General features: G+C 34.5%; 23 protein-coding genes and 4 pseudogenes. 7 read left to right on the forward strand and 20 right to left on the reverse strand.

Annotated elements, in window-relative coordinates; all coding sequences use genetic code 11:
• Positions 1-43: 43 nt before the first annotated feature.
• Both NLJ82_RS28255 and NLJ82_RS28840 read left to right on the forward strand, forming a co-directional pair.
• A complete protein-coding gene (locus NLJ82_RS28255) occupies positions 44-208 on the forward strand; it encodes a hypothetical protein (RefSeq protein WP_000132657.1) in 165 nt (54 codons plus the stop codon).
• 972 nt (positions 209-1,180) lie between these two features.
• Complete coding sequence (locus tag NLJ82_RS28840; protein WP_012614917.1) at positions 1,181-1,399, forward strand: hypothetical protein; 219 nt, start codon at positions 1,181-1,183, stop codon at positions 1,397-1,399.
• A 405-nt stretch (positions 1,400-1,804) separates the two neighbouring features.
• Here NLJ82_RS28840 and NLJ82_RS28260 read toward each other — a convergent pair whose 3' ends face one another.
• The 4 genes and pseudogenes from NLJ82_RS28260 to NLJ82_RS28275 form a co-directional block, all read right to left on the reverse strand.
• The gene (locus NLJ82_RS28260) at positions 1,805-2,089 is read right to left on the reverse strand and encodes a hypothetical protein (protein ID WP_000811978.1); all 285 of its coding nucleotides are present in this window, start codon (positions 2,087-2,089) and stop codon (positions 1,805-1,807) included.
• 5 nt (positions 2,090-2,094) lie between these two features.
• On the reverse strand, positions 2,095-2,256 hold the full coding sequence (locus tag NLJ82_RS28265) for a hypothetical protein (RefSeq protein ID WP_000482387.1): 162 nt from the start codon (positions 2,254-2,256) through the stop codon (positions 2,095-2,097).
• A 31-nt stretch (positions 2,257-2,287) separates the two neighbouring features.
• Positions 2,288-2,512: pseudogene (locus tag NLJ82_RS28270) on the reverse strand (hypothetical protein).
• A gap of 23 nt (positions 2,513-2,535) precedes the next feature.
• Positions 2,536-3,261: pseudogene (locus tag NLJ82_RS28275) on the reverse strand (ATP-binding protein).
• 215 nt (positions 3,262-3,476) lie between these two features.
• Here NLJ82_RS28275 and NLJ82_RS28280 point away from each other — a divergent pair.
• The 3 genes from NLJ82_RS28280 to NLJ82_RS28290 all read left to right on the forward strand — a co-directional run bounded on the left by NLJ82_RS28280 (position 3,477) and on the right by NLJ82_RS28290 (position 5,389).
• On the forward strand, positions 3,477-4,004 hold the full coding sequence (locus NLJ82_RS28280; RefSeq protein WP_000734522.1) for an excalibur calcium-binding domain-containing protein: 528 nt from the start codon (positions 3,477-3,479) through the stop codon (positions 4,002-4,004).
• 57 nt (positions 4,005-4,061) lie between these two features.
• On the forward strand, positions 4,062-4,763 hold the full coding sequence (srtD, locus tag NLJ82_RS28285) for a class D sortase, LPxTATN-specific (RefSeq protein WP_046647062.1): 702 nt from the start codon (positions 4,062-4,064) through the stop codon (positions 4,761-4,763).
• Between the two features lie 122 nt (positions 4,764-4,885).
• Positions 4,886-5,389, forward strand: a complete 504-nt coding sequence (locus tag NLJ82_RS28290) for a hypothetical protein (protein ID WP_000823722.1) — start codon at positions 4,886-4,888, stop codon at positions 5,387-5,389.
• Positions 5,390-5,928: 539 nt separating this feature from the next.
• Here NLJ82_RS28290 and NLJ82_RS28295 read toward each other — a convergent pair.
• From NLJ82_RS28295 to cpaB, 13 genes and pseudogenes are all read right to left on the reverse strand, one after another.
• On the reverse strand, positions 5,929-6,552 hold the full coding sequence (locus NLJ82_RS28295; RefSeq protein WP_001088474.1) for a hypothetical protein: 624 nt from the start codon (positions 6,550-6,552) through the stop codon (positions 5,929-5,931).
• Positions 6,549-7,094, reverse strand: coding sequence for a hypothetical protein (locus tag NLJ82_RS28300; protein ID WP_001029022.1), 546 nt, complete (start codon positions 7,092-7,094; stop codon positions 6,549-6,551). Before NLJ82_RS28300 ends, NLJ82_RS28295 begins: the two co-directional genes overlap by 4 nt.
• Positions 7,095-7,132: 38 nt before the next feature.
• Positions 7,133-8,708, reverse strand: a pseudogene (locus NLJ82_RS28305) (WxL domain-containing protein); the annotation flags it as partial.
• A gap of 151 nt (positions 8,709-8,859) precedes the next feature.
• Complete coding sequence (locus NLJ82_RS28310) at positions 8,860-9,978, reverse strand: RNA-guided endonuclease InsQ/TnpB family protein (protein WP_000599424.1); 1,119 nt, start codon at positions 9,976-9,978, stop codon at positions 8,860-8,862.
• Positions 9,941-10,186: pseudogene (locus tag NLJ82_RS28315) on the reverse strand (IS607 family transposase); the annotation flags it as partial. The gene NLJ82_RS28310 and the pseudogene NLJ82_RS28315, both read right to left, overlap by 38 nt.
• Before the next feature lie 71 nt (positions 10,187-10,257).
• On the reverse strand, positions 10,258-10,464 hold the full coding sequence (locus NLJ82_RS28320; protein ID WP_000949458.1) for a hypothetical protein: 207 nt from the start codon (positions 10,462-10,464) through the stop codon (positions 10,258-10,260).
• A 72-nt stretch (positions 10,465-10,536) separates the two neighbouring features.
• Positions 10,537-10,740, reverse strand: coding sequence for a hypothetical protein (locus tag NLJ82_RS28325; RefSeq protein ID WP_000900885.1), 204 nt, complete (start codon positions 10,738-10,740; stop codon positions 10,537-10,539).
• Between the two features lie 66 nt (positions 10,741-10,806).
• Positions 10,807-11,010, reverse strand: a complete 204-nt coding sequence (locus NLJ82_RS28330; protein ID WP_000956353.1) for a hypothetical protein — start codon at positions 11,008-11,010, stop codon at positions 10,807-10,809.
• A gap of 42 nt (positions 11,011-11,052) precedes the next feature.
• Complete coding sequence (locus NLJ82_RS28335) at positions 11,053-11,919, reverse strand: type II secretion system F family protein (RefSeq protein WP_000201161.1); 867 nt, start codon at positions 11,917-11,919, stop codon at positions 11,053-11,055.
• A 1-nt stretch (position 11,920) separates the two neighbouring features.
• Positions 11,921-12,853 carry a hypothetical protein gene (locus NLJ82_RS28340; RefSeq protein ID WP_000555801.1) on the reverse strand — a complete coding sequence of 311 codons (933 nt, stop codon included), beginning with the start codon at positions 12,851-12,853 and terminating at the stop codon, positions 11,921-11,923.
• Positions 12,846-14,270 carry a TadA family conjugal transfer-associated ATPase gene (locus NLJ82_RS28345; RefSeq protein WP_000264623.1) on the reverse strand — a complete coding sequence of 475 codons (1,425 nt, stop codon included), beginning with the start codon at positions 14,268-14,270 and terminating at the stop codon, positions 12,846-12,848. The genes NLJ82_RS28340 and NLJ82_RS28345 overlap by 8 nt, the downstream gene beginning before the upstream one ends.
• Positions 14,271-14,285: 15 nt before the next feature.
• Positions 14,286-15,107 carry a CpaE/TadZ family protein gene (locus NLJ82_RS28350; protein WP_000441032.1) on the reverse strand — a complete coding sequence of 274 codons (822 nt, stop codon included), beginning with the start codon at positions 15,105-15,107 and terminating at the stop codon, positions 14,286-14,288.
• Between the two features lie 16 nt (positions 15,108-15,123).
• A complete protein-coding gene (gene cpaB / locus NLJ82_RS28355) occupies positions 15,124-15,984 on the reverse strand; it encodes a Flp pilus assembly protein CpaB (RefSeq protein WP_000804792.1) in 861 nt (286 codons plus the stop codon).
• Positions 15,985-16,358: 374 nt separating this feature from the next.
• Between cpaB and NLJ82_RS28360 the strand changes: the two genes are divergently transcribed.
• Together NLJ82_RS28360 and NLJ82_RS28365 are read left to right on the forward strand one after the other, a co-directional pair.
• The gene (locus NLJ82_RS28360; RefSeq protein WP_000353182.1) at positions 16,359-16,529 is read left to right on the forward strand and encodes a hypothetical protein; all 171 of its coding nucleotides are present in this window, start codon (positions 16,359-16,361) and stop codon (positions 16,527-16,529) included.
• 53 nt (positions 16,530-16,582) lie between these two features.
• Positions 16,583-17,943 (forward strand): IS3-like element ISBce15 family transposase gene (locus NLJ82_RS28365; protein ID WP_085963576.1). Its coding sequence is split into 2 segments (ribosomal slippage): positions 16,583-17,039 and positions 17,039-17,943, totalling 1,362 coding nucleotides; the frame shifts between segments, so codons are not numbered across the junction.
• 237 nt (positions 17,944-18,180) lie between these two features.
• On the opposite strand, the gene NLJ82_RS28370 is transcribed toward NLJ82_RS28365, so the two are convergent.
• From NLJ82_RS28370 to NLJ82_RS28380, 3 genes are all read right to left on the reverse strand, one after another.
• Positions 18,181-18,342, reverse strand: a complete 162-nt coding sequence (locus NLJ82_RS28370; RefSeq protein ID WP_012552682.1) for a hypothetical protein — start codon at positions 18,340-18,342, stop codon at positions 18,181-18,183.
• Positions 18,343-18,473: 131 nt separating this feature from the next.
• Entirely contained in the window at positions 18,474-20,822 is a 2,349-nt protein-coding gene (locus NLJ82_RS28375; protein WP_012552692.1) for a hypothetical protein, read from the reverse strand.
• Positions 20,823-20,959: 137 nt separating this feature from the next.
• Positions 20,960-22,237 carry an S-layer homology domain-containing protein gene (locus tag NLJ82_RS28380; protein ID WP_012552690.1) on the reverse strand — a complete coding sequence of 426 codons (1,278 nt, stop codon included), beginning with the start codon at positions 22,235-22,237 and terminating at the stop codon, positions 20,960-20,962.
• Positions 22,238-22,246 lie beyond the last annotated feature (9 nt).

Consider the following 22,246-nt stretch of genomic DNA (forward strand, 5'->3'; position numbering starts at 1 on the left):
TTAATATATAATTAAACTATTCAAATCTTAGGTGGTGATGCAAATGACTGATACAATCCGAATTGCTCTTTTTACTCTTGTAGGAATAAGTGCCGTATTTTCCGTAATTAAAGAATTTCAAAAACCAGAAAAAAGAAAGTTTTGGATTACATTCGAAGCTTTAATTCTGCTCGGAGCAGCCTGGATGTTAATAGGACTTCTCATGTAACCTACATAATTAGTACAGCCTCTTTGAATAAAACTCAATATTCCGTCAATAATATAGATGACATTAGATTTTTCTCCTTGTTCCCCCTTGGAGAGGAGCAGTTAGTTTTTGCTAACTGCTCCTTTATTTATAACAATGATAAAATTCTTTATAATGATTCTTCTTTATTTCTCAATATAAGGAGCCTTGGATTTCCATTAATAGTCCTGTAGTATATAAACAAAGAGTAAGGTAAGAGTTACTCTTTGCCATTTTAGAAGGGGTTCTGTTGGAGACAACAGGACCTTTTTTCATATAGAGATTGTTTTGTTTAATTTTTCACCACTAACCACAAAAACATCTTATAATCGTTATATACTAAATTAAATTACGAGATTAGGAGCAAATCAAATGCCAGTTACACTAGAACTTATTCTTTTCATTCTTATAGCAATTAGTGCTGTTGGCTATTTAGTAAAAGAACTTCAAAAAACTAGGAAAAGAACACTTGGAATTTCACTAGAATTTTTGGTTCTTTTTTGGTCAATATGGAAAATATCAACTATCATAATCTAATTTGTAAAACATGAATTCCTTCGAATAAAACTCAATATTATGTCCATAATGTTGATAGGCTGTATGCCAAAATCCATTTAGTTTTCTCTGTATCTCCTTGTATTGAGCAGTTAGCTTTTGCTAGCTGTTCTTTTATATGTAACCTCATTAGACAAGTTTTCATATAATGTAGTCATTCCTTTCTTATAAATTAAGCTCGTCACTTAGGTTATAAAAATGGGATTATATCCTATGACCTTTTCAGAAATTATTCATACTTTATTTCTGAAAAAGTTGCTCTGTTTTATAAAAAGGTGGTTGCGGAAACGATCGCCTTTTTATTTATGACCAAATGAATTTTTTAAAGATTCATTACAAAGTATGTTATAACTGGTACAATTCGGTATGATAAATATAGATCAAACATTGAAAGGAAATATGACAATAAGGAGATATTTTAACTTCGTTTCACTTTTCTTCACTGTACTTGTAATAATCAATCTTACAAATATACATACGAAGTACCAATTCTTTATAGGAGCATCTGTAGCACTGTTTGTAACTATTATTTCTACAAATGAAATTATAAAATTCCTTGCTACTTGTACCTTATTGGTTTACGGATTTACTGCTTTGACTTATTTAAGTATAGCTTGATAAATTTCAATTTCCCTTTGTGTTAAACTAACGTTTTTGTTTAAGATAATAGTTTTAGATTGGTTGGACACATTTACCAATTTATTCACCGCTAAATCCATGTTAAAATCTCTTGTGAGTACGACATAACTCAATCTTATGAAGCCCTGTAACATTTTCTGCGGGGCTTCTTTTTTCAACAAGACGTTAGTTAATTGTGCTGACTACCTTGATTTACAAAATCACTTTTTGTTCACTTTTTTGATACATTTATGAAACATTCATGTGTTATCTTCAGTATGTTCTTTTCTTTTTATAATGTCGTGTGAGATATACCATGACTAGAAGCCCTAGCCCCCTAATCCTAGGGCTTCTATATTTAAATAAGGATTTTGTATATTTTTATTCATTCCGTCCGAAAATTATTTATACGTAATATATAAATAATTTTATAATCCCTTTATGAAACGTCACGTGTTTCAAATACAACACTTTTTGATGGCCTCTTATCTTTCCGTATTTCTTTTTAGCCATTTCTATCGCTTTGCCTTCAGACTTTGCCTCAAACCAACGAAGCTTCCACTTCTCATCTTTATCGTAAAACTCTACTGAGTACGTCATAACGCTATTACACTTCAAGAATTTGTCTACGGTACTTGTTGCGGTATAATCAAAACTTCCGACTACATCCTCCAGTGTTAATTGTTTCATGCCCCTTACCCCATTGAGCGAGATTTAATTTTGTTCTTATCCGCTTGAGCCATGATTAATACGACAATTTTTAGTTGATGTCTTCCTAACTCTTTTGCTATTTCAAGAATATCTTTATCCTCATCCCACATTTCTCGTAATTGAACCGCTTCACTTTTATTAAACACTAAGCCCAACTCTTATAAAGGTATATATAAATTACCACGCGATTTCTTCATGTACTTTCACTGCTGCAACACCATTGTGTAATTCTCCTTTTTCAAATCCGTTCCAAGTCATGACATCCCATTCTCCCTCCAGTTGTAATTAATGAATTTCTTTTAACTCCGCCATAACAGCATAACGTCTTCTACCCATTTCTTCAGGACTGAGATTCCCTACTTCGCAAATACACAGTGCAAATTGATAGCAGCCATTCCCCATGTTGTTCTTAATTACTCCCGTTCTCACATACACACATCGGTTATTCCCCTTTTAAAATGGCAATGCCTTTCTTTAAAAGTGATCGTTCTGAAGTTATTTAGAATCCACGATACAATCCGTTCATCGTATGCCTCATCTAAACGCTTTCCGGTGAGGTTTGTCTTGAAGATAATTTACCTTGCCTACTATCGAAAACATCGAATAACACCCTATTAATGAGGTTTTTCGCTTTGGCATTGACATCTAACGCGCCTAATTCTGCTTCTAAATTATCGATTATCAATACTTCTGCTTTTACTAAGCTCCGAATAATAGCATCCTCAGTTAATGTAGAATCTTTACTGAATTTACTTTTTATCTTTCATAGCAATTCACCGCCTGTAATGAAGACAACTGATTTCCCTGCTCCTGCAAGCTGATCCACGATAGCATAAGCGAAATGTGTTTCCCTGCCCCACAATTCCCGGCCTTAATCGTGTTAAATACATTTCTATTGCAATAATCCGTCGCAATGACCTTTGCGAGTTCATAATTGTCAAAGTTTGCTTTCTTAATGTTGCTATGTGTAATCATGCTTTGTTGATAAAACATCAATTTCTTCTCATGAGCTTTATCAGCATCGTATTTCGCTTGCTCCTGTTGCTGAGGCTTCTTACTATCGTTTTCAAGGAAGTAACGCGGGCAAACACAACTTGCCCACCGAACTTCATCTTATTCATGCCATGTGTATCACAAACTTCAGAATCCATAGTCGTATTCAACTTTTTGATTATATCGCTTGGTGTTGCCGCCGCGGCTCTCTTTTTTATTTTCGTTCGACAAATATAACAATATAAGAATTAATGATTTGCTATCATTGTGTGGAAATCTTACATTTATCAACAAATTATTATTGTATTTTTAATTTTTAGAATGTAAAATATTTCTATGTAAATACATACCATTTAGGGAGATGGAGAAATTCATGAAAAAACTATTAGCTTCAGCAACAGCGTTCACACTATTAACAGTAGGATACAGCTCTGCTGCATTTGCAGAAAAAAATCCAAATGACAAGAATTGCAGTCACTTTAAAAACAAACAGGAGGTTATGGAATTCTGGCACAGCAATGGATACAGTGCGACTAACGATCCTCATGATTTAGATCGTGACAATGATGGTTTACCTTGTGAAGTAAAAAAAGGGGATTACGATCAATTTTTAGCTAGTAAACAGCCTACTAAAAAAGATGAAAACAAACCACAAGAGCAAGTTAAACAGGAAAATACTAAACAAGAACCTGTAAAACAAGAAAATACACAACAAAACAACCAAGCAACAACCAATAAGCAAGAGCAAACTAAGCAAACAGCTGTAAAGGCTGAAACAAAAAAACAAGGTGAAAAGTTGCCTAATACAGCATCAAACGGTGTTACAATGATGCTTGCAAGTGCTGGCTTAGTATTAGCCGGTTCAATTCTTATATTCCGTCGTAAAAAAACGAATGCATAAACTAATACCTAAAGACGGCAGGAATATTCCTGTCGTTTTTAATGTGGAGTGATAAACTTGAAAAAACTTGATTGGTTGGGAGTTTTATTAATTACTATAGGCTCTTTTGCTTTTGTTTATTACTTTATAGATTGGTATGATGCAAGAAAAACTGTTGAAGCCTTAACAAGTAATGAAATTCAACAATATCAAAATATACAATCTGCCACTAATGATGGAAAAGATGCAAGTGATGAATCAAACAAAGAACAATCCCGTTATACTCTACCAAATCAAGAAACTAACCTTACAAACACTAATGAACCATTACCAGGATCACCAAAACAGATTCCAGCTTCTCAAGCTCAGCATCAAATGGGAGAAAAAATCGCCTATATGGTTATACCCAAAATTAAACAAAAATATCAAGTTTACTGGGGTGCTGATGCTAAAACTTTAAAAAAAGGAGTAGGAATGTTTGTTAGCGATATTACGACTACTCCTTCAGGTAATGGACATACAGTTTTAAGCGGACATCGTGATACGGTATTTACTAATTTGGGAGATCTACAAGAAAATGACTATATTTTAGTTGAGTATGATAAAAGAGTATACATTTATCAAATTCAAAAACATTGGATTACAGATGCAAATGATCGTACTGTAATTGTCGCAAAAGATAAATCAACTTTAACATTAACTACATGTTATCCATTTAACTATATTGGAGATGCACCGGAACGATATATCATTGAGGCATCCTTAGTTGCTATTAATTGAAAAAGAGAGCTTCGGCTCTCTTTTTTTATTCCCATTCGACATAATATGACAAAATAGTTATGACTGAATTTGTTATGCTTGTTTCAGAAATCTTACAAATTGAATGTGTGGAGGACAAATATATGAAACGCAAATTACTTACAGCACTAACTTGTAGCGCATTACTTATGGGATTAGCTGCTTGTGGTTCAAATGATAAAGCAAGTACATCAGAAGAACCAAAACAAGAAACTAAAAAAGAAGATGAACAAAAGAAGTTAGATGAGCAAAAACAGGAAAATGAACAAAAGAAAATAGAAGAACAGAAAAAGGCTGAAGAACAACGCAAACAAGAAGAGGCTACGAAAAAGGATCGATCAACAATTACTTCTGGTAACACTATTAAAGGCTTAAAAGACGAGCTATCCATTGGTATGTCATTTAAAGATTATCTTGCTAAAAAGAAAACATTAAATGTAGAGAATCCCTTCAGTATTTCACTTGGAAAAGGTAATGTAGGTAGTGTTCTTCAAGCTCAAGATGGAGTATTAGTTGTATGTATTGATGGAGAAAAGATATTTGATTTAAAAGTATTTAAAACTATTGACGAAGTTAAAGCGTATGAAAAAAGCTTAAAAGCAAAATGAAATAACATTTAGATTGGCGTCCAATACATATTATTAAAATTAAAGTATTCCTAGTCGGAAGAAGGCAATTTTTGATATCGTTTCTATAAAAATCATCTACAAAAAAATGGTCTAAATCTAGACCATTTTTTCTTTTAATTATTCAAATTCAGATGTAATTCCATTGTATTTTTTTCTCTTTACCTGCATCATCTGCTATCAGCCAAATTAATTGTCCTTTATGACCTGTAGCACTAACCATTTCAGATTTCTTTAAACTATTACATAGGTTTGTAACAAGCTTTTTTAATACGTTTAAACTGCATAGATGTTGAATTTTAAACTTATCGCTTAGTGCACTCATATTATTATTTAGGCAGAATATCGCCAATAAACACGATATTATTAAATTCATAAAATGGATTTTTTATCTTCTGTAGCAAAAAATCCTGCATAATTAATCCCCTTAAATCAATAATAGATAGGCTAAATACAAACAGCATACTAATAAGTTTCCCTACAGTAACTGAACTACTTGGTTTTTTTCCCTATCTTTTTATTTACCTTAACGCAATCCATTCATAACTTGCCCACTCTTTCGGCTTCTTATCATACTTAATACGACCAGTTGTACAGAATGAAGCAATCACCCATTGTATAAGATTCATCTTGGCATATGGATCAATACAATCCTCTATTTTTTTTAGCTGATAGCCTGTACTATTTTTCTGCCAAATTGTATATAAACGAAAATGTGTTGTTGTAACAAGTCTAGCTTTTGTTGTAACTTGCCATTTTGCAATTTTCGTTAAATCTTCTTTTACTTTTTTTTTATAATCTTGTTTTATTACCTTATAACTCTTCTCTTTATTAATTAGTCCATTTGAGAATGTAAAAGGCTTTTGATGCACCTCATAGACAGTTCCTTCTTCATCTCCTAAAATATTTGATTCTACTAAGAATATATTTTTTAGTTTTAACTGTTCCGTTAATTCTTTTCCACTCCTATAAAACGGTTTTTTTATCCTCTGAAGCAGGACAACCTGTACAATTAATCCGATAAGTAACGGATACGCTAGTATAAACACCATATTAATAAACATATTTGTAATAAGTACCCCTACTAATGCGAATATCGTGAAATAAATATACGTTTCTCTTTGATGAATGATTCTACTATTCAAGCTAAAACACCTCCGTTTTGATAAATTGTGAAAGCAACATACACAATTGCTCCTAATAAAATAGAACAAGCCCCCGGAAAGCTCTGTATCAGCTGTATTTCTTTCTTTGGTAGTTTTGCCCCAAATATAGAAGCAGCATGCTCCAATTGGTCTTTAATCGCTCCTACAAACCCTAAAATTTTAATTAATCGATACACACTAGCGACCCAAAAGAATAGTAAATGGAAAGCTGTTAATGTAATAGCGGTAAGGATAGCTGTTTCTTCTACTACATTACTAACATATACAGCTACCACAACAAGCATTTTTGTATCACCTGGTGAAGAAAATTTAAATGTCTCTAACAACAAACCACATGCTAAGGCCATGGCTAGTACAATCACAATCTCTTTACCTGTTCTTATTCCAGCAAAATACGTGATTCCTATACCTACAATTAAGAATAGCAAATGCCATATATTTTTCGTTTTTCTATATTTCAAGTCAGTAAATATATTCAGGGTCATATATCCTAGTAGTATTCCTATTACATATATATTCATAATTTTCCCTCCTTATTTTTTCCTGTTTAGATGGATTATTACGGTCCACTCACTAGAGACCAAGTGACCGTAGAAGTATAAGTAACTTGCCGATTCTTCCCTACATAAGTTGTCCCTGGATCTATCTGCAGTTGTAATCCATTTTGTCCAAAATCGAGTTGATATTCTCCAATTGCTACATCTTTCGAAGCCCGGATAATAGTGTGTGCTGCCCCATTATCAATAGGTGTATTTGGAATCTGTATAATAGGTTTCCCTGTCTCTGGACCCTTTACTTTTGTTACACTCACTTGATTCTTTATGGATAGAGAACCCTTTGGCAATTGTTTTGCAATGTTCGACTCTGTAAATGGAGAAATTGTCATATTCAATCTCCATCCATCCGCTTGATTTCGACTATCATGTATCATGAGTTTACCTAATGTACCAAATGAATTTTGCTTTTCTCCATTTAGTTGAATTGGGGTAAACTCTACACTTTTAGGAACAGTAAGCATATCTACTCGTCCTTTTTGTGTGGTAGAAATATGCTTCGTCGCACTTTTATTCCCAGCTTTATCTACTGTTCGGATATGTACATATTGTGGTTTCGCATAATCAGTCGGAAACTGAATGCTAGTCTGATTTGTAAACTGAACACCACTTACTTTATCAATTGATGTGTCGGATTTATCATTCACTACATATTCATATCCTTTTACGCCACTTGTTACAGTTGCAGGAACTTCCTTAGAAAAGTCCGAAACGTCATTCCTACCAATTCCACGGATTTTATAATGATAGGTACTCCCATCATCTTTCGCAGGGGCAAACGTTACTTTATTTTTTTTCAGTTCTCTATTTTCAATTTGGAGGCCTCCTGGTGTTGTGGGCACTGCCTGATCTTTTTCTTCTTTATCTACATGGTCAGAGAGTCTACCATTATATATTTGCTGATTCCCTTGGTATACTTCTGCTTCCGATGCGTATCCCACTTTCAACTCATCTACATATGTAATTCCTTCAGAATAGGCAAGCATATAAAAAGTTACGCCTCGTTGCTCGGTAATATAAAACGGATTATTTGCAACTTGAGTATTCATACTAAATGTAGACCATCCATTTATTTCTTTGTTCGTATCATTCTTTGTGACTGTACGGTTATTTGGTAATTGGATCGGTGTAGCCCATTTTCTTATTTTTAGGCGATCCCCTTGTTTCATTGGAGTCACAATAGTACTATTTGATATTAACTTGCCCTTTCCAGAACTACCCTGGTAAGGTATTACCTTATCAATCGTGGGTGAATCTTGATATACATCTTTGTTTATATCCGAAGTTATATGTCTTCTATCCCTCGGTATATTGGTACCGGGTTCTCTTTCTGGAAACAAAGAGATATTACTAATTTCTAATTCTTTTGAACAGCTTGGAGCATCTTTTAAAACAGTAGCGCATAATAATCAAATTCTCTCCTTGTTTCCCAGCTTCCATCATCATAGAAACTAATTCTCCTAATCCTTGTGATTTCGCCTCACATATTGCTGAAATATAAGCATTATTAGGTACGTTTAATCGCTTAAAAACAGCAATTGAACTCTCCATTACTGTATAAGGATATAAGACTCGATTCCCGTTGCAAAAACCTTATAAAACTATATAAAGTTTGTTTATTTCCCTGTTCTACGTGTCCGATTTTGCCGAAGCTACTTTCGTTTGATATAACACTCCGAGGGCGTGAATTCGGATACAACGAATCCTACATATTAGCAATAACGTTCATGTGTTAAGTTGCTAATTGATAACGCGACAAATTAATAGATGCGTTGAAATCTCTGTCTATTTCATGTCCACAGTCACAGGTGTATATCCTTTCGGATAAACGCAAAGTTTTTTTGATTTCACCGCAAGTCGAACACATTTTAGACGAAGGAAACCACTTATCAGCTTCCATATACTCAATCCCATATTTCTCACACTTATACTGTATTTTCATTTTGAAATCATATAAATTTTGTTGTGCAATAGCTTTTGATAAGTGTTTATTCTTCATCATTCCTTTGATATTCAACATTTCCATCACAACTCTGCAAGGTTTGGTTTTCACGATTGCAGTAGTTACTTGGTGAATATGATTATCTCGGACATTTTTCAAGCGCCTATGTAAGAGTTGTATCTTCTTTTCAAGTTTTATAATGTTGATGGTTTTGACGAAACGGCTCCCCTCCTTATTCATTTCATATTTACGAGAAACTTGACGTTGCAACCTACGAAGGCGTTTCTCCGCCTGCTTAACTACCTTTGTTTTATTAATGTTTTTGAATTTCATTCCATTCGAACACACTGCAAGTTCTTTAATGCCTACATCTATCCCTAAACTCTCAATTGTTAGTTTTTGCTGCATTTTCTCTTCTTCAATACCTACGGACAAATACCAATACTTCCCATCGAAATGAATACGTGGATTCGTATACTTCACATCGATTGGTAATGATTCTGAGATTTTCATCCATCCAACTTTTTCAATCAACACCTCGTTATTTCGGACTTTCAATTTCACATTATCATTATAAAAAGACGGCTTTGATTTTCTTCTACTTTTGAAACGTGGTTTATCAGTCAGTCCCTTGAAGAATCGCTTATATGCTTGACAAGCATCTTTAATCGCTTGCTTTGTAATGTTATTGGATACCTCATATAGCCATGCATATTCTTCTGTTTGCTTCAAAACTGTTAATTCTTTACGAAGGATGCCGTCAGATAAAAATTTACCACCGTGCTTATGATTTTCTTCCTGTTTACCTAATGTCCAGTTATAAGCCCATCGGGCTGTTCCGACAGATTTCCAAAGTTGATGTTCTTGTTCTTTATTCGGTCTTATTCTTATTTTCCTTGCAAGTATCATTTTCCATCAACTCCTTAATCATCTTCTTGGCTTTATTGGCTCTTTTACCTTGCAGTCTACTGCTGAGAACAGTGGCAATCTGAATTAAACTTTCTACTAATTCTTGTTCCTCGGTCTTTTCGGTATGGTCAATGACCTCAATAGTCGTTCCATATCTATCACATAGGTTTTCGATTAATTCATACCCGAATTGAATTAACAGATCTTTTACCTACTTCCTTATGTTTTAAAAGGAGGGAGCTATATGAAACACGCCCCCTCTTATTTTCAATCTAAAACTTATTTTTTGTTCCAAGAATCTACATCTGCATTGCTTGATGCTTTTGTGAATCGAGCTAGAATTGTATCATAACCACCTTGGATTGCTTTCCATACAAACGGTCCAATTACTAATACAATAATTACCGCTAAAGCGATTAACATTCCGTTTTCTGATGACAACTGTGAATCCTCATTTTTTAACCAATTCTTCATTTTTGATAACATTGCATTTCGTCTCCTTTATATATCGATTTTAAGAATTTACTAAAATAAGAACTTAACTATTTAAATCTTTTATTACTTATTCCAAGAATTCACGTCTGCATTGCTTGATGCTTTTGTGAATCTTGCCAGGATCGTATCATAACCACCTTGGATTGCTTTCCATACAAACGGTCCAATTACTAATACAATAATTACCGCTAAAGCGATTAACATTCCGTTTTCTGATGACAACTGTGAATCCTCATTTTTTAACCAATTCTTCACTTTTCCTAACATGATTGAATCTCCCTTATCCATTTATTTGAGCTATACGTAATAAACATCCTTGATTTAAAACTTCTATTATTTGTTCCAAGAATTCACATCTGCATTGCTTGATGCTTTTGTGAATCGTGCCAGGATCGTATCATAACCACCTTGGATTGCTTTCCATACAAACGGGCCAATTACTAATACGATAATTACCGCCAAAGCGATTAACATACCGTTTTCTGACGATAATTGTGAGTCTTCATTTTTTAACCAATTCTTCATTTTCGTTAACATATATTTTGCTCCTTTACCTATTCCATTTTGAATAATGTTTTTCTATATACTTGCAAATCCTTGCATTAAGGATTGAATAACAATAACCATTGGATAAATTACAATACATCCAATAACAGCTACGTTAAATTTATTCATTTCCATTGGCTTATTTTGAATGAGACGGTTATAGTTCTCATGTTTTAACTCACGCATCATTTTAATCTGTGCATCCATAATACGAAGACTCTGTACCTTGTCCGTTTTTTGTGCTTGTTGCAATGCAATCGTAAAGGTATTTACTTCTGGACTATTTAAGGCTGCAGCAAAGTTTCTAAATGGTTGATCCGAACCCGCATACATTTCTAATTCCGCTGTAAGTGTAGATACATACGGTCGAAGATGTCTTCCAGCATATATCTGCGCCTTTTTTACTGCTTCTAATGTTGTATGTGTTTTTAACAACTGCAGCATAGGAATTAAATACTCCGGTAATTCGAACTTCCTTGCTTCTATCGCCTGCTTGATTCTTCTCTTTAATAGATAATCAGGATAGAAATAAAGCAGTGGTGAAATCAAAACGCCTACTTTAAATAAGTAGTAATCATGAAACACTGTACATATCAAGAAAACAGAAGTGAAAATGATGGGATACGCAACCTTCATTTTCAAATATTCTTCTGGTTTCGTATCCAAACCAGCTTCTTCTAATTTTTTCTGGATCAGCTCTTTCTTTTCTTCTGTCAGATACTTATGTGATAACGACTGGAAGGGAGCGAGCATCATTTGATTTAAATTCTTTTTTTCAATTCGTTTTGCATTTTCTACATAGTTTGTAAGTAGGCTACCGCTATCTTTTTTACTTTGTAGAAAGGTAGAGAATACCCAGTACATGACAACGAATACCACTAAAGCTAAAATCGTAGCCACTTTATTCCCCTCTTTCTGTTGGATTATAATTTGCAATCTTTTCTACACGGGTTGCTAAGAAAAATACAATGAACATATTTACCGCTAATGCAATTTTCCCCATCATAGAACCTGCTAAAAATCCATATGCTTCTTTTGACATCAACATAATCACAATCGGCATGGCAATCACGATTAAGCAGTTCTGTACAAACGCACGTTGTGCTTGTGACAAACTAGAACGTAATCTTGCCAGATATAGCTTTTGTTTTTCGAAATCTTCTGCAATATCTAATAAGACTTGTACTGAATTCGCCCCGCCTTCTCGACTACATACTTCCAACATTTCATGGAAGAAAACCAATTCTCTAAAATTAAAAGTTTCATTGAATCCTTTAAATGCACGGTGCATTGTAGTTCCACCTTCTAATAAAAGAGAAACTTTTTCTATTTCTTCTTGAATGCTCTCATGCATCATTGGCTTTACTTGTACTAACACGCGTTTAGCGTTATTACTAATTTGAAGAGCATTCGCTACTGCCTTCATATAAATAGAAAGACGGTCAATAACAACCAAGTAGTAACGTTTTTTTCTTCGATAGAGAAGAAATCTCGGTACTAAAAATCCACATAAAGCAGAAATCAGTGTAAAAGGATCTCTTCCAAAGGAGAAGTAGAATATTGCTGCTATACTCATTCCCGAAAGAATCGTATATACCCAGTACATACTTTTCGTCAATTTCCACTCGTACTTTTGGGCTTCTTGGATAACAGATTGTGGCAGATACATTCGTATGCCTTTAATATTCCTTAATTCTAAGCGCCTTTCTTCTTTCTCATTTTCTTGTACAAATTGGGAAAGTGCAGAACCTTTAGATTTTGCAAAAAGTAAAACAAGTAATACTATACTAATAAAGATTAATAATATACATCCATAGGCGAACAAACTATGCATACTGCACCTCCTGTTGTGAAAGGAATGGTGCATAAAGAGCCGGGTTTACAGAAGAAGAACGGAATTTCCTCTCCATTTCGGCTGACATTCTTGCTGTAATTTTATGCTGGCCATGAATCTTTCCTACTCTTTCATTCATTTCATCATGTTCCTCGTATGTCGGAATAAACTGAGAAAGTTGATTAAATTGTATATCACCTTGATAATCCAATAATTCAATCATCTCTGTAATATAACGATTCCCATCATCTTTCTTTTCGAAAAAGACAATCACATCAAATGTCTGTGAAATTAATTCATATAAATATTGAGCACCAATATTCGCACCACTTTGTAGACACATAAGCATTAAACGTCTTACTGCTTCTTTTGCACTTCTTGCATGGACAGAGGTAGAACCCGAGTGTCCCGTTTGGAAGAAGTTAATCATTTTCAGGGCTTCTCCCCCCCTTGATTCCCCTACAAGTAATCTCTTTAGTCCTTGACGTAAAGCATTCGTTAACAATCTATCAAAATCAATTGCATTTTCTTCAACTTCGGATGCTCTACATTGCATCGGAACAAAATGATGCTCTGGAAATATGCGATGTAAATAGAGTTCAGGATTATCTTCCACTACAAGAGTACGTTCATTCTTTGGTATATGAGAAGCGAGGTACTTCATAAACTCCGTTTTCCCTGTTCCTGTTGCTCCAGCAATTAAAATATTCATTTTGGCTTTCACAGCTGCCGCCAAAAAGTCCAACATCTCTTTCGATGCTTGATTTGTGGATAACATACGTTCTTCTGAGGCACGAAGATGATCTGCATTCTTACGAATAGTAATTGTTGTACCAAGTCCAGCAATCTCATCTAAGGCGATATTGATACGAATATAAGGGAACACGCAGTCGACAGATGGCTTTGCTGTATTAAGTGATTCTGACGTACTGTTTACCATCTTATAAGCTAAGGCTTTTACATCTTCTTCAGCTTCATATCGATACTTGTATTTGCATTCTCCCTCACCAATTTTTTCGTATATAATCTCTTTTATGCCATTGATATAAATATCTGTTACATCTTTATCATCAATCAGAGGTTGAATAATTCCAAATCCCACAATATCGTCACACACCATGTTCAGTAACTGTTCAGAAGGTACCTCTGAAATGACGACTTGATTACTTAATAAGAAACTTTTGATGATTTGCTCTACAGCTGCTTTTTTTTCCTTATTCATAAAAGATTCACTTAAGATATCACGATGTTCTTTAACTAAAAACGCACGAATTTCATCTGTTATATCTTTAATTTGTTGAGCTGTAGTTGTTCCTAACTTTCGAGCTGATTTAGAACGAATCATATAACCAAAATGATATAAATCAACTCGATTTCTCTTTAAGGCGACTTGTTTTCCCTGTAAATAGCCCCACATACTACTGCCTCCCTTTTAATTTCGTAAACCAAAGAGACCCTTTTTCATAGAGGATGTATGCTGGGTTGGAATATCAAGACCAGCTGCTTCCATAATGTGATGGACCTTTGTATTAATTTGCGGGGAACCAAACTGCATCCCCCATTCATAACTCGTACGATCCCTGTCATACGGAATTGTCACCGCAATTTTTTGGGAAGAAAGCTTTTCAATATCTTCTACATAATCCTCATCTCCCATATTTAAAACATGAATCATACGAGGCAATGTTAGCTTTGCTTCTTCTAGTAGTTGTAATTCTCTTTTAATTGCTATTGCACCACGAGGGTTGCCGTTTAATACATGAACAACAAGGTCTGATTGGTATAGGATTGGATAACTCAGAACCTCAGATAATTCAGTTGGTACTGATAGAATGATAAAATCGTATTCTGTATCTACAAGTGATTCTATAAATGTCGTTACAAACAGTTCTTTGTTTTGAATCTCTGGGAATTGAGCTAAGTTATAACCTGATGGAAACACCAGAAAACCCATCTTATCGTGCAATTTTTGCATCAACCTTGGATTCACTTTTCTCTCTAATAAATCTTGCTTGGTACAAATATACTGCGAGAGATTGGATTCATTTTCTTTTCTTACAAGTTCTAAGATGTTTTTACTATCGTGGCTAAGACCAGTTCCAACTGCAAAGCTAGGTCTTACTTGGTCTGCTTCAACATAAAGCACCTTTTTCCCTAAATGAGCTAATTCATTTGCCATCGCAATACTTAATGTGCTTTTCCCTACATTTTCGTTTGTTGCATAAAAGGCAATGATTCTTGCTTGCCGCTCCATCTTAATAACCCCTTTCTTACTTAGATTCATTCAGATACTGTGCTACATACTCTTTTACATTTTTAGAAATTGGATTAGTCGAATGCTTCTCTACATAGTCTAAAATGTTCTTTTGATCAGATATTTGTGAGAATCCTTCAGCTGGTTCTAATTCTTTCCCTGTTTGCTCCACCTTTTGTCCAACTGCAACAGGAATGACATCTCCAAGTGTTTTTGCACGATTTAAGTATTGAAGTTGTTCAGGGGAAACAGCCAGTGTGTATAATCGCGTTACTTTAGGCTTTTGTTTTCCTTCTTGTTCCTCTTTTGATTCTTTCTTTTCTAGCACAAATGCATCTTCTGTATTGCTATCTTTTGCAGCCGTCACACGTACACGTTGGAACAGACCACCAAAGACAACCTTCTCATTGTCTCCTTCTTTCACAACTTGTTTGAAATACAAGTCCACATACGTGTTTGGGATAATACTATTCCCTGAACTTGTTTCCAAATCAACGAGTAACGGGAAAGCAACTTCTCCATCTTTCAAATTTAAAATAGCAGAGTCCGGTAACTCCTCTTTCTTTACTACTTTGTTTTTAAAGAGATAGCTATTTTCTGTAATGGGTTGCCCATCATTTGTCCACTTACCTACAACCTCTTTTTTATTTACACGTAATGCATTTGGGGGAATCGCATCACCAGGTAAAGTTCGTTCCACTAGCATGTCTTCTTTAATTTCTGTATGTGCAGGTATATCCTTTGCGGCTACAACAATTTTTGTTGGTTTTACAGCATTTTCTACTGCGAAATGATTGTATCCATAGATACCCGCTACTGTTGCAGCGGCTAGACCTACCGCAACAATCTGCTTCTTTTGAAACTTAGATGGCTTCAATGTTTGTATTCCTCCTTATGTAGCCTTTAAACGCAAAAAAAGGACACACCTATGGCATAATGCGCCTTAGGTGTGTCCTTTTAGCTAATCTAAAGTCTATATGAAAATGTTGGATTTGATTTCTTTAATATTACAATTTCAATATTATGATATATAGAGTTTTATGTCAATCATTTCTAAAAAAAATATTATTTTTACCATTTCAAATCTCTGATTCCAAAACTTAAAAACCCTTAAAAACGTTGTCATATCAAGGCTTTTAAGCTATTAACCCAACCGTAAATATGGTATAATTAATATAACGTAACTGAATATTTCAGGGTGGTCGGTTGCTTTCCTTTCTCTTTTATTTTATGGAGAAAGGAGGTGACACTATGGACATTCTTTTCACGATAGCAATTGAAATTGTAAAAGTTATTGCTAGAGAAGTCGCTGTGTTTGTGGCAAAACGTATAGGGAAATCCCTATCAACGTCTTGGAAGCAAATACAAAAAAAGCGACGAAAGACGAAAAGAACCACCCTCAATGCCAGCAAGCGTCTGTGAACCGCACCCAATTTGTTAGACAAATAACTAACAATTGGAGGTGCGGTTTTATTATGTCTAGAAAATATAAATTCGAATTAAAAAGAAATGCCGTTGAACATTATTTAAATACAAATGATTCTTTTAAAGTGACTGCCAAAAAATATCAAGTCAGTATATCGTTATTAAAAGAGTGGGTGGCACGTACTAGAGAACAAGGAATAGAGTCCTTAAACTCTAAATGTACAAGGTATGACATTCAGTTTAAAATGGAAGTATTGAATTTTATGAACAATACAGGAGCTTCGCCCCTACAAGCGGCCGCTATGTTCAACGTTCCATCTCCTCGTACCGTTAGGAAGTGGCGATCAATGCTAGAATCACAGGGGATAGATGCTCTTCGTAAAACAAGTAAGGGGTACTCCACTGTGAAGAAGAAACAGGCTATTGCACCTAAGAAAAAACAAAATATTAACTCTCAAAATGATTTACAAAAAGAAATTGAATACTTACGCATGGAAAATGCTTATTTAAAAAAGTTACACGCCTTAATTCAACAAAAACAACAATCTCTGAAAAAGACAAAGCACACATAATATATGAGTTAAGGCATGAATATAAAATTATCGACTTGATTAAAGCGGCTGAAATGGCTCGTAGTACATATTATTACTGGGTGAAACAAATGAGTCGTGAAGATAAATATAACGAGGTTAAAGAAAGTATTAAGCAGATTTTTCAGGAACACCAAGGGCGATATGGCTATAGGCGTATCACACTTGAATTACGTAATCAGGGCTATACCATTAACCACAAAACCGTCCTTCGCTTAATGAATCAATTAGGGTTAAAATCGTTGGTAAGAATCACTAAATACCGCTCTTATCGCGGGAAGGTTGGGAAGGTAGCGCCAAATGTCTTGAAGCGTGATTTCAAGGCCTCTAAGCCTAATGAAAAGTGGGTTACAGATGTTACTGAAGTTCATTTGTTTGGTGAAAAACTCTACCTATCTCCTATTCTAGACTTGTTTAATGGTGAGATTATTTCCTATAATATTGAGAAACGCCCTACATTCCTTCTAGTCGAAAGGATGTTAGATAAGGCTTTAAAATGCTTGGATAAAGAAGATACTCCTATCCTTCATTCAGATCAAGGTTGGCACTATCAAATGGATAGATATCAATATATTTTAAGAGAAAATAATATAACTCAAAGTATGTCCCGTAAGGGAAATTGCTTAGATAATGCAGTCATTGAAAATTTCTTTGGCTTATTAAAATCTGAATTACTTTATCTTAAAGATTTTGAAAGTATGGAACACTTTAGGGAAGAACTAGAGAATTATATTTATTATTACAATAATAAAAGGATTAAGGCAAAATTAAAAGGATTGCCTCCTGTAAAATACAGAATTCAATCCTTATTAGCTGCTTAAATATATGTCTAACTTTTCGGGTCCAGTTCAGTGAAGGGCGGTTCTAAGAAAAAATAAACTTTTTTAGCAACTAGCCACCTTGCGGTAACAGTTACATAAGGCGAGATGTTGGAGCATCTCGTCTTCTTTAGTTTATGCAAAAACTATTGTTATAATACTTCTACACTTATTATAACATCAACTATTGTACATGTCATGCAGATTTATCCACGATAGTTGATAAAAAAGACATTATTATTAAAACGAAATCAATTTTGTTCCTGTTTCAAAATACTTTGCAGGGGCATAACTTGTCCCATTTCGATCCTGAAATTCATTTCCAACATATAACGATACAATCATTGCGATTACTCCAAGAAAAATCACTCGTCTCACACGTTGCTTTTTCTTTTTATCCACTCAAATTTCCCCTTTCTATGAAAAAAGGCACACCCCATTAAGGGGTGTGCCTTTGGTTTATCCATTCAGCTACTAGTACAAGAAGGATTATATACTTTTGTCGATTCAAGTCATTATACAATACTATTTAACTAATTTCTATTCTTCATATAGTACCAATTTGATAAATCAGTAATAATATGTTCCTTTCCAACCCAATTCCAACCTGGTGTTTGCACAGGGAATGGAAGATCCGCAAGCACCCTTCTCTTTTTAAAATCATCGTACGCAACACCTTTAATTTCCACTTCATTTGTCAGGCACAAACTCATTTCATTCACACCTGCTGGGTTTGTTTCAACATTGAACGAATATTTTCCATCTTTCGTTTTTAATGGCGCATACCATTTGCGTTGGCCATCAATAATTTTTTCCTTCCCATCCCAATATAAAGACTTAGTTGGTCTGTTACTATCAAAGACATGTCCTGTTACTCCAGATAAATACATATTTTTAGGTAGGAATTTTGATGTTAAGCCATTATTAGAAACACTCTCTAAATCATATGTTGGTTTTAGTCCTTCATCTGCAAATGGATACTGTGCCGTTGCTTTTGTAAATACACCTGGATAATTTGTATTCCAATCATTTTTGTATTTTCCGTTAACTTCATAAGAAAAACCATACCCAGCATGGAGCTTAGATGGTGCTAAATTATCAATACTTCCACTTAATGTTTCATAGAACATTTCTCCCACTGTGTCCTCTTTTGACACACGTTCACTTACTGTTTCTACCACACCTTTTACACTCGTAACTCCGCACATCCCTTTTTCATGGGATGGTGCATAGATAGCTGTTTTAATAGGATTGTTTTTGTATGTGGTTTCTTCTATATCTAGACGGTTACCAGCAGGATTAATTTCTGCCTGAATTGTTCCTTTCCCCTTATGTTGCCAGCCAAGGTTCAAGGTTTTCTTTTCTCCCTCAGTTAACCTTACCTTTTGTGATGCTACTTGTAGTCCATTATGCTTGAGCACGACTACTGTTTCAGGATTTGCATACTTCGCTTCTAGCGCATCTAACTTTTTAATTTTGTTTTTCTCTTTTTCTAACTTCTGCCTTGCTGTATCTAACCTACTTGCTGCACTATCCAGTCTATTTTCTTCCCAAGAGCAGTCTCTATCGTAATAGTGATGGTTCCCTTCTGCATCTACCTCATGAATTGGATTACGACGGCAATAACTAAGACTAGACTGCGCACTATCTCTATCGGATTCAGAACTATTTACCGCTTGCTCGGACATATTAATATTGTTATTTACCTTTTCTCTATATTGGTCACGTTCTGGTTTAAAATTATCACGTGATACATCTATTCTTGTTTTTATATTCTTTCCTTCTCTTGCTGTTTCTCCTTCAATTCGGTCAGCAGAGAAATCAATTTTATATTTAAAATCATCTTCATCACCTGGATCTGGATTAGGTGTTACTTCTGTACCACAGTTACCATTTATGGTGAAATCAACAGTTTTCTCATTTGATTCCCTTTGAACAGCATCAAGAACTTTAATTTTCGCAGTATACCGGCCACACATTTGTGGCTGCCACTTTAGTTCTTCTGACTTAAATTGCCCTGCATCACCTTCATTTGGTTTTTGATTATCTTTTTGCGGTGTTGAACGCAGATAATTTTCTTGATGATACACGGTTTCGTCATCTTTTGTAATATCTAACAGCCATTTAACTCGATTCCGTTCACCAGCAGCTGATTGATATGGATTTACTGTTGTCCCATTCGGATCTCTATCGTTATACCCTTTTCCCTTGCTGACATATTCAAAACCGTTAAAAGTGAATTTCACAGGTACATCTTTTTTTCCACTCGTAGCTTTAAAATCATCTATCTTAGGATTACTTGTACGTACATACCACAAGCTATACCTATTCACACTATCTACACCACCAGCTCCTGCATAACCACCAGAAAGGTAGGCTATATCCCTAATCCAATAAAACTTTCCTAATGTAACATTAGGACCATTAAATTTTTTAATATCATGTTTCTTCAAATTCCCCAAAACAAAATTGGGTTCTCCCCAATACTTATCTTTAATAACAGTTTTCGTAACTTGTTGAACTTCTGTTACCATTCGATCACCAACAACAACTTCACTGTTAATGTACCCATCATTTGAAATTCGAACATAAGGATCCGATGTATCTTCATTTTGGACTAGATTTTCCCATGGATTTCCCCAATTGAAAGAGCCATTGTAAACAGCAGGAAAATGTAAGTCAGCTTTATAATTGAACTCTTTTGATCTATAGCCACTACCCGGTCTAAGCAAATTACCACTTAGTTGCAATTCATCAGATTTTAAAATCGAATTTTTACTGCCATCAAAAAATGGTATGTCATTATTTGCCGCACTTGCAACTGATGGTAATGCCAACATTAATGATGCGCAAGTCAATAATAATCCTTTTCTCATTCTCATAAAATCCTCCTTAAACGCAAAAAAAGGACAAACCTGTACCTTGGTAAGGTACGTAAGGTTTGTCCTTTACGTATTTATCATTATATTAAACTTATATAATTATACAATATTTAACTCAACCTGTAAATACTAAATGATTATTTAGGCTCTACTTCTACATACATCATGTGATCTGCTGTAGAATGGCCTACACGAATTTTATATTTACCTTTTTCATAGTTATTAATTGATTGAGCATCTACAGTTTCCTGAATTTCTTTATTTAAAACTAAATCAGAATTTAACATAGTAACCCATTTTTTAGTTAACTCAATAGTTGCTTCATTATTATCTAAGAAAATAATTTTAAAATCATTTTCATTATTTGCATCAATATAAACTTGCGCACCAATTGTACCTGCTGGCAAGTACATATTTTTATCAAGTATTCTAATAGTTCCATTTAAATCTGCATATTTAAGGTTAGTACCAAATTTACTATTCACACTCTTAATAATGTTTTGCGCTTCTGTAGAAATGGATTTTTGAGAAATTGGATTATCCATAGCAATCGGATTATAAATAACATCCTCTGTAGTTAAAACTTTGTCTAAACTCGTTGGTAAATTAGTTTCTGGTTTTTCCTCTGGTTTTGTTTCAGGTTTTGTTTCAGGTTTTGGATCTGGCTTCACTTCTGGTTTTTCCTCTGGTTTTGTTTCAGGTTTTGGATCTGGCTTCACTTCTGGTTTTTCCTCTGGTTTTGTTTCAGGTTTTGGATCTGGCTTCACTTCTGGCTTAGTCTCTTTTTCTACTGCATTAATAGAGTTATATAAGAACTGGCTATATTGTTCACGAGTTACATGTGCATACGGTGAATACATTTTACCTCCTGTACCAATAGTAACGCCATTTTCTTCTAATGCACTAATTGCTTTTAATGCCCATGAGTTTTTATCAATGTCAGTAAAGGAAGTTGTCTTAGTAGATTTGAACTTGAAAGCATTTGTAAGTACTTGCGCCATTTGTTCACGAGTTAAGACATCATCTGGACCATATTTCGCATCACCATAACCACTTACCAGACCTGCTTTAGCAAGTGCTCTAATTTCTTTTTCAAACATATGTCCTTTAATATCAGTAAATGGATTTTTGAAGCTAGCATCTGCATCTACTGGTTTTACGTACATATAAATCATACGAGCAACTTGCCCACGAGTTACATTGTCACCAAAACCAAAGATATTATTTCCGTACCCTTGTACTATTTTACGATTTGTTAAATCATAAATTGCTTTTGTAGACCAGTGATTTGCTGGAACATCATTGAATTTTAATGAGTCTGTGTTATCAGCCTTTGCAGTAAATGCTCCTGCTCCTAGTAATGATGTACCCATAATTGTTAATGCTGTTGCTGTTTTTAAAAATTTGTTTGCCATTGTTTGTTC

The organism is Bacillus paranthracis (assembly GCF_024296885.1).
In the GTDB taxonomy this organism is placed as follows: domain Bacteria; phylum Bacillota; class Bacilli; order Bacillales; family Bacillaceae_G; genus Bacillus_A; species Bacillus_A paranthracis.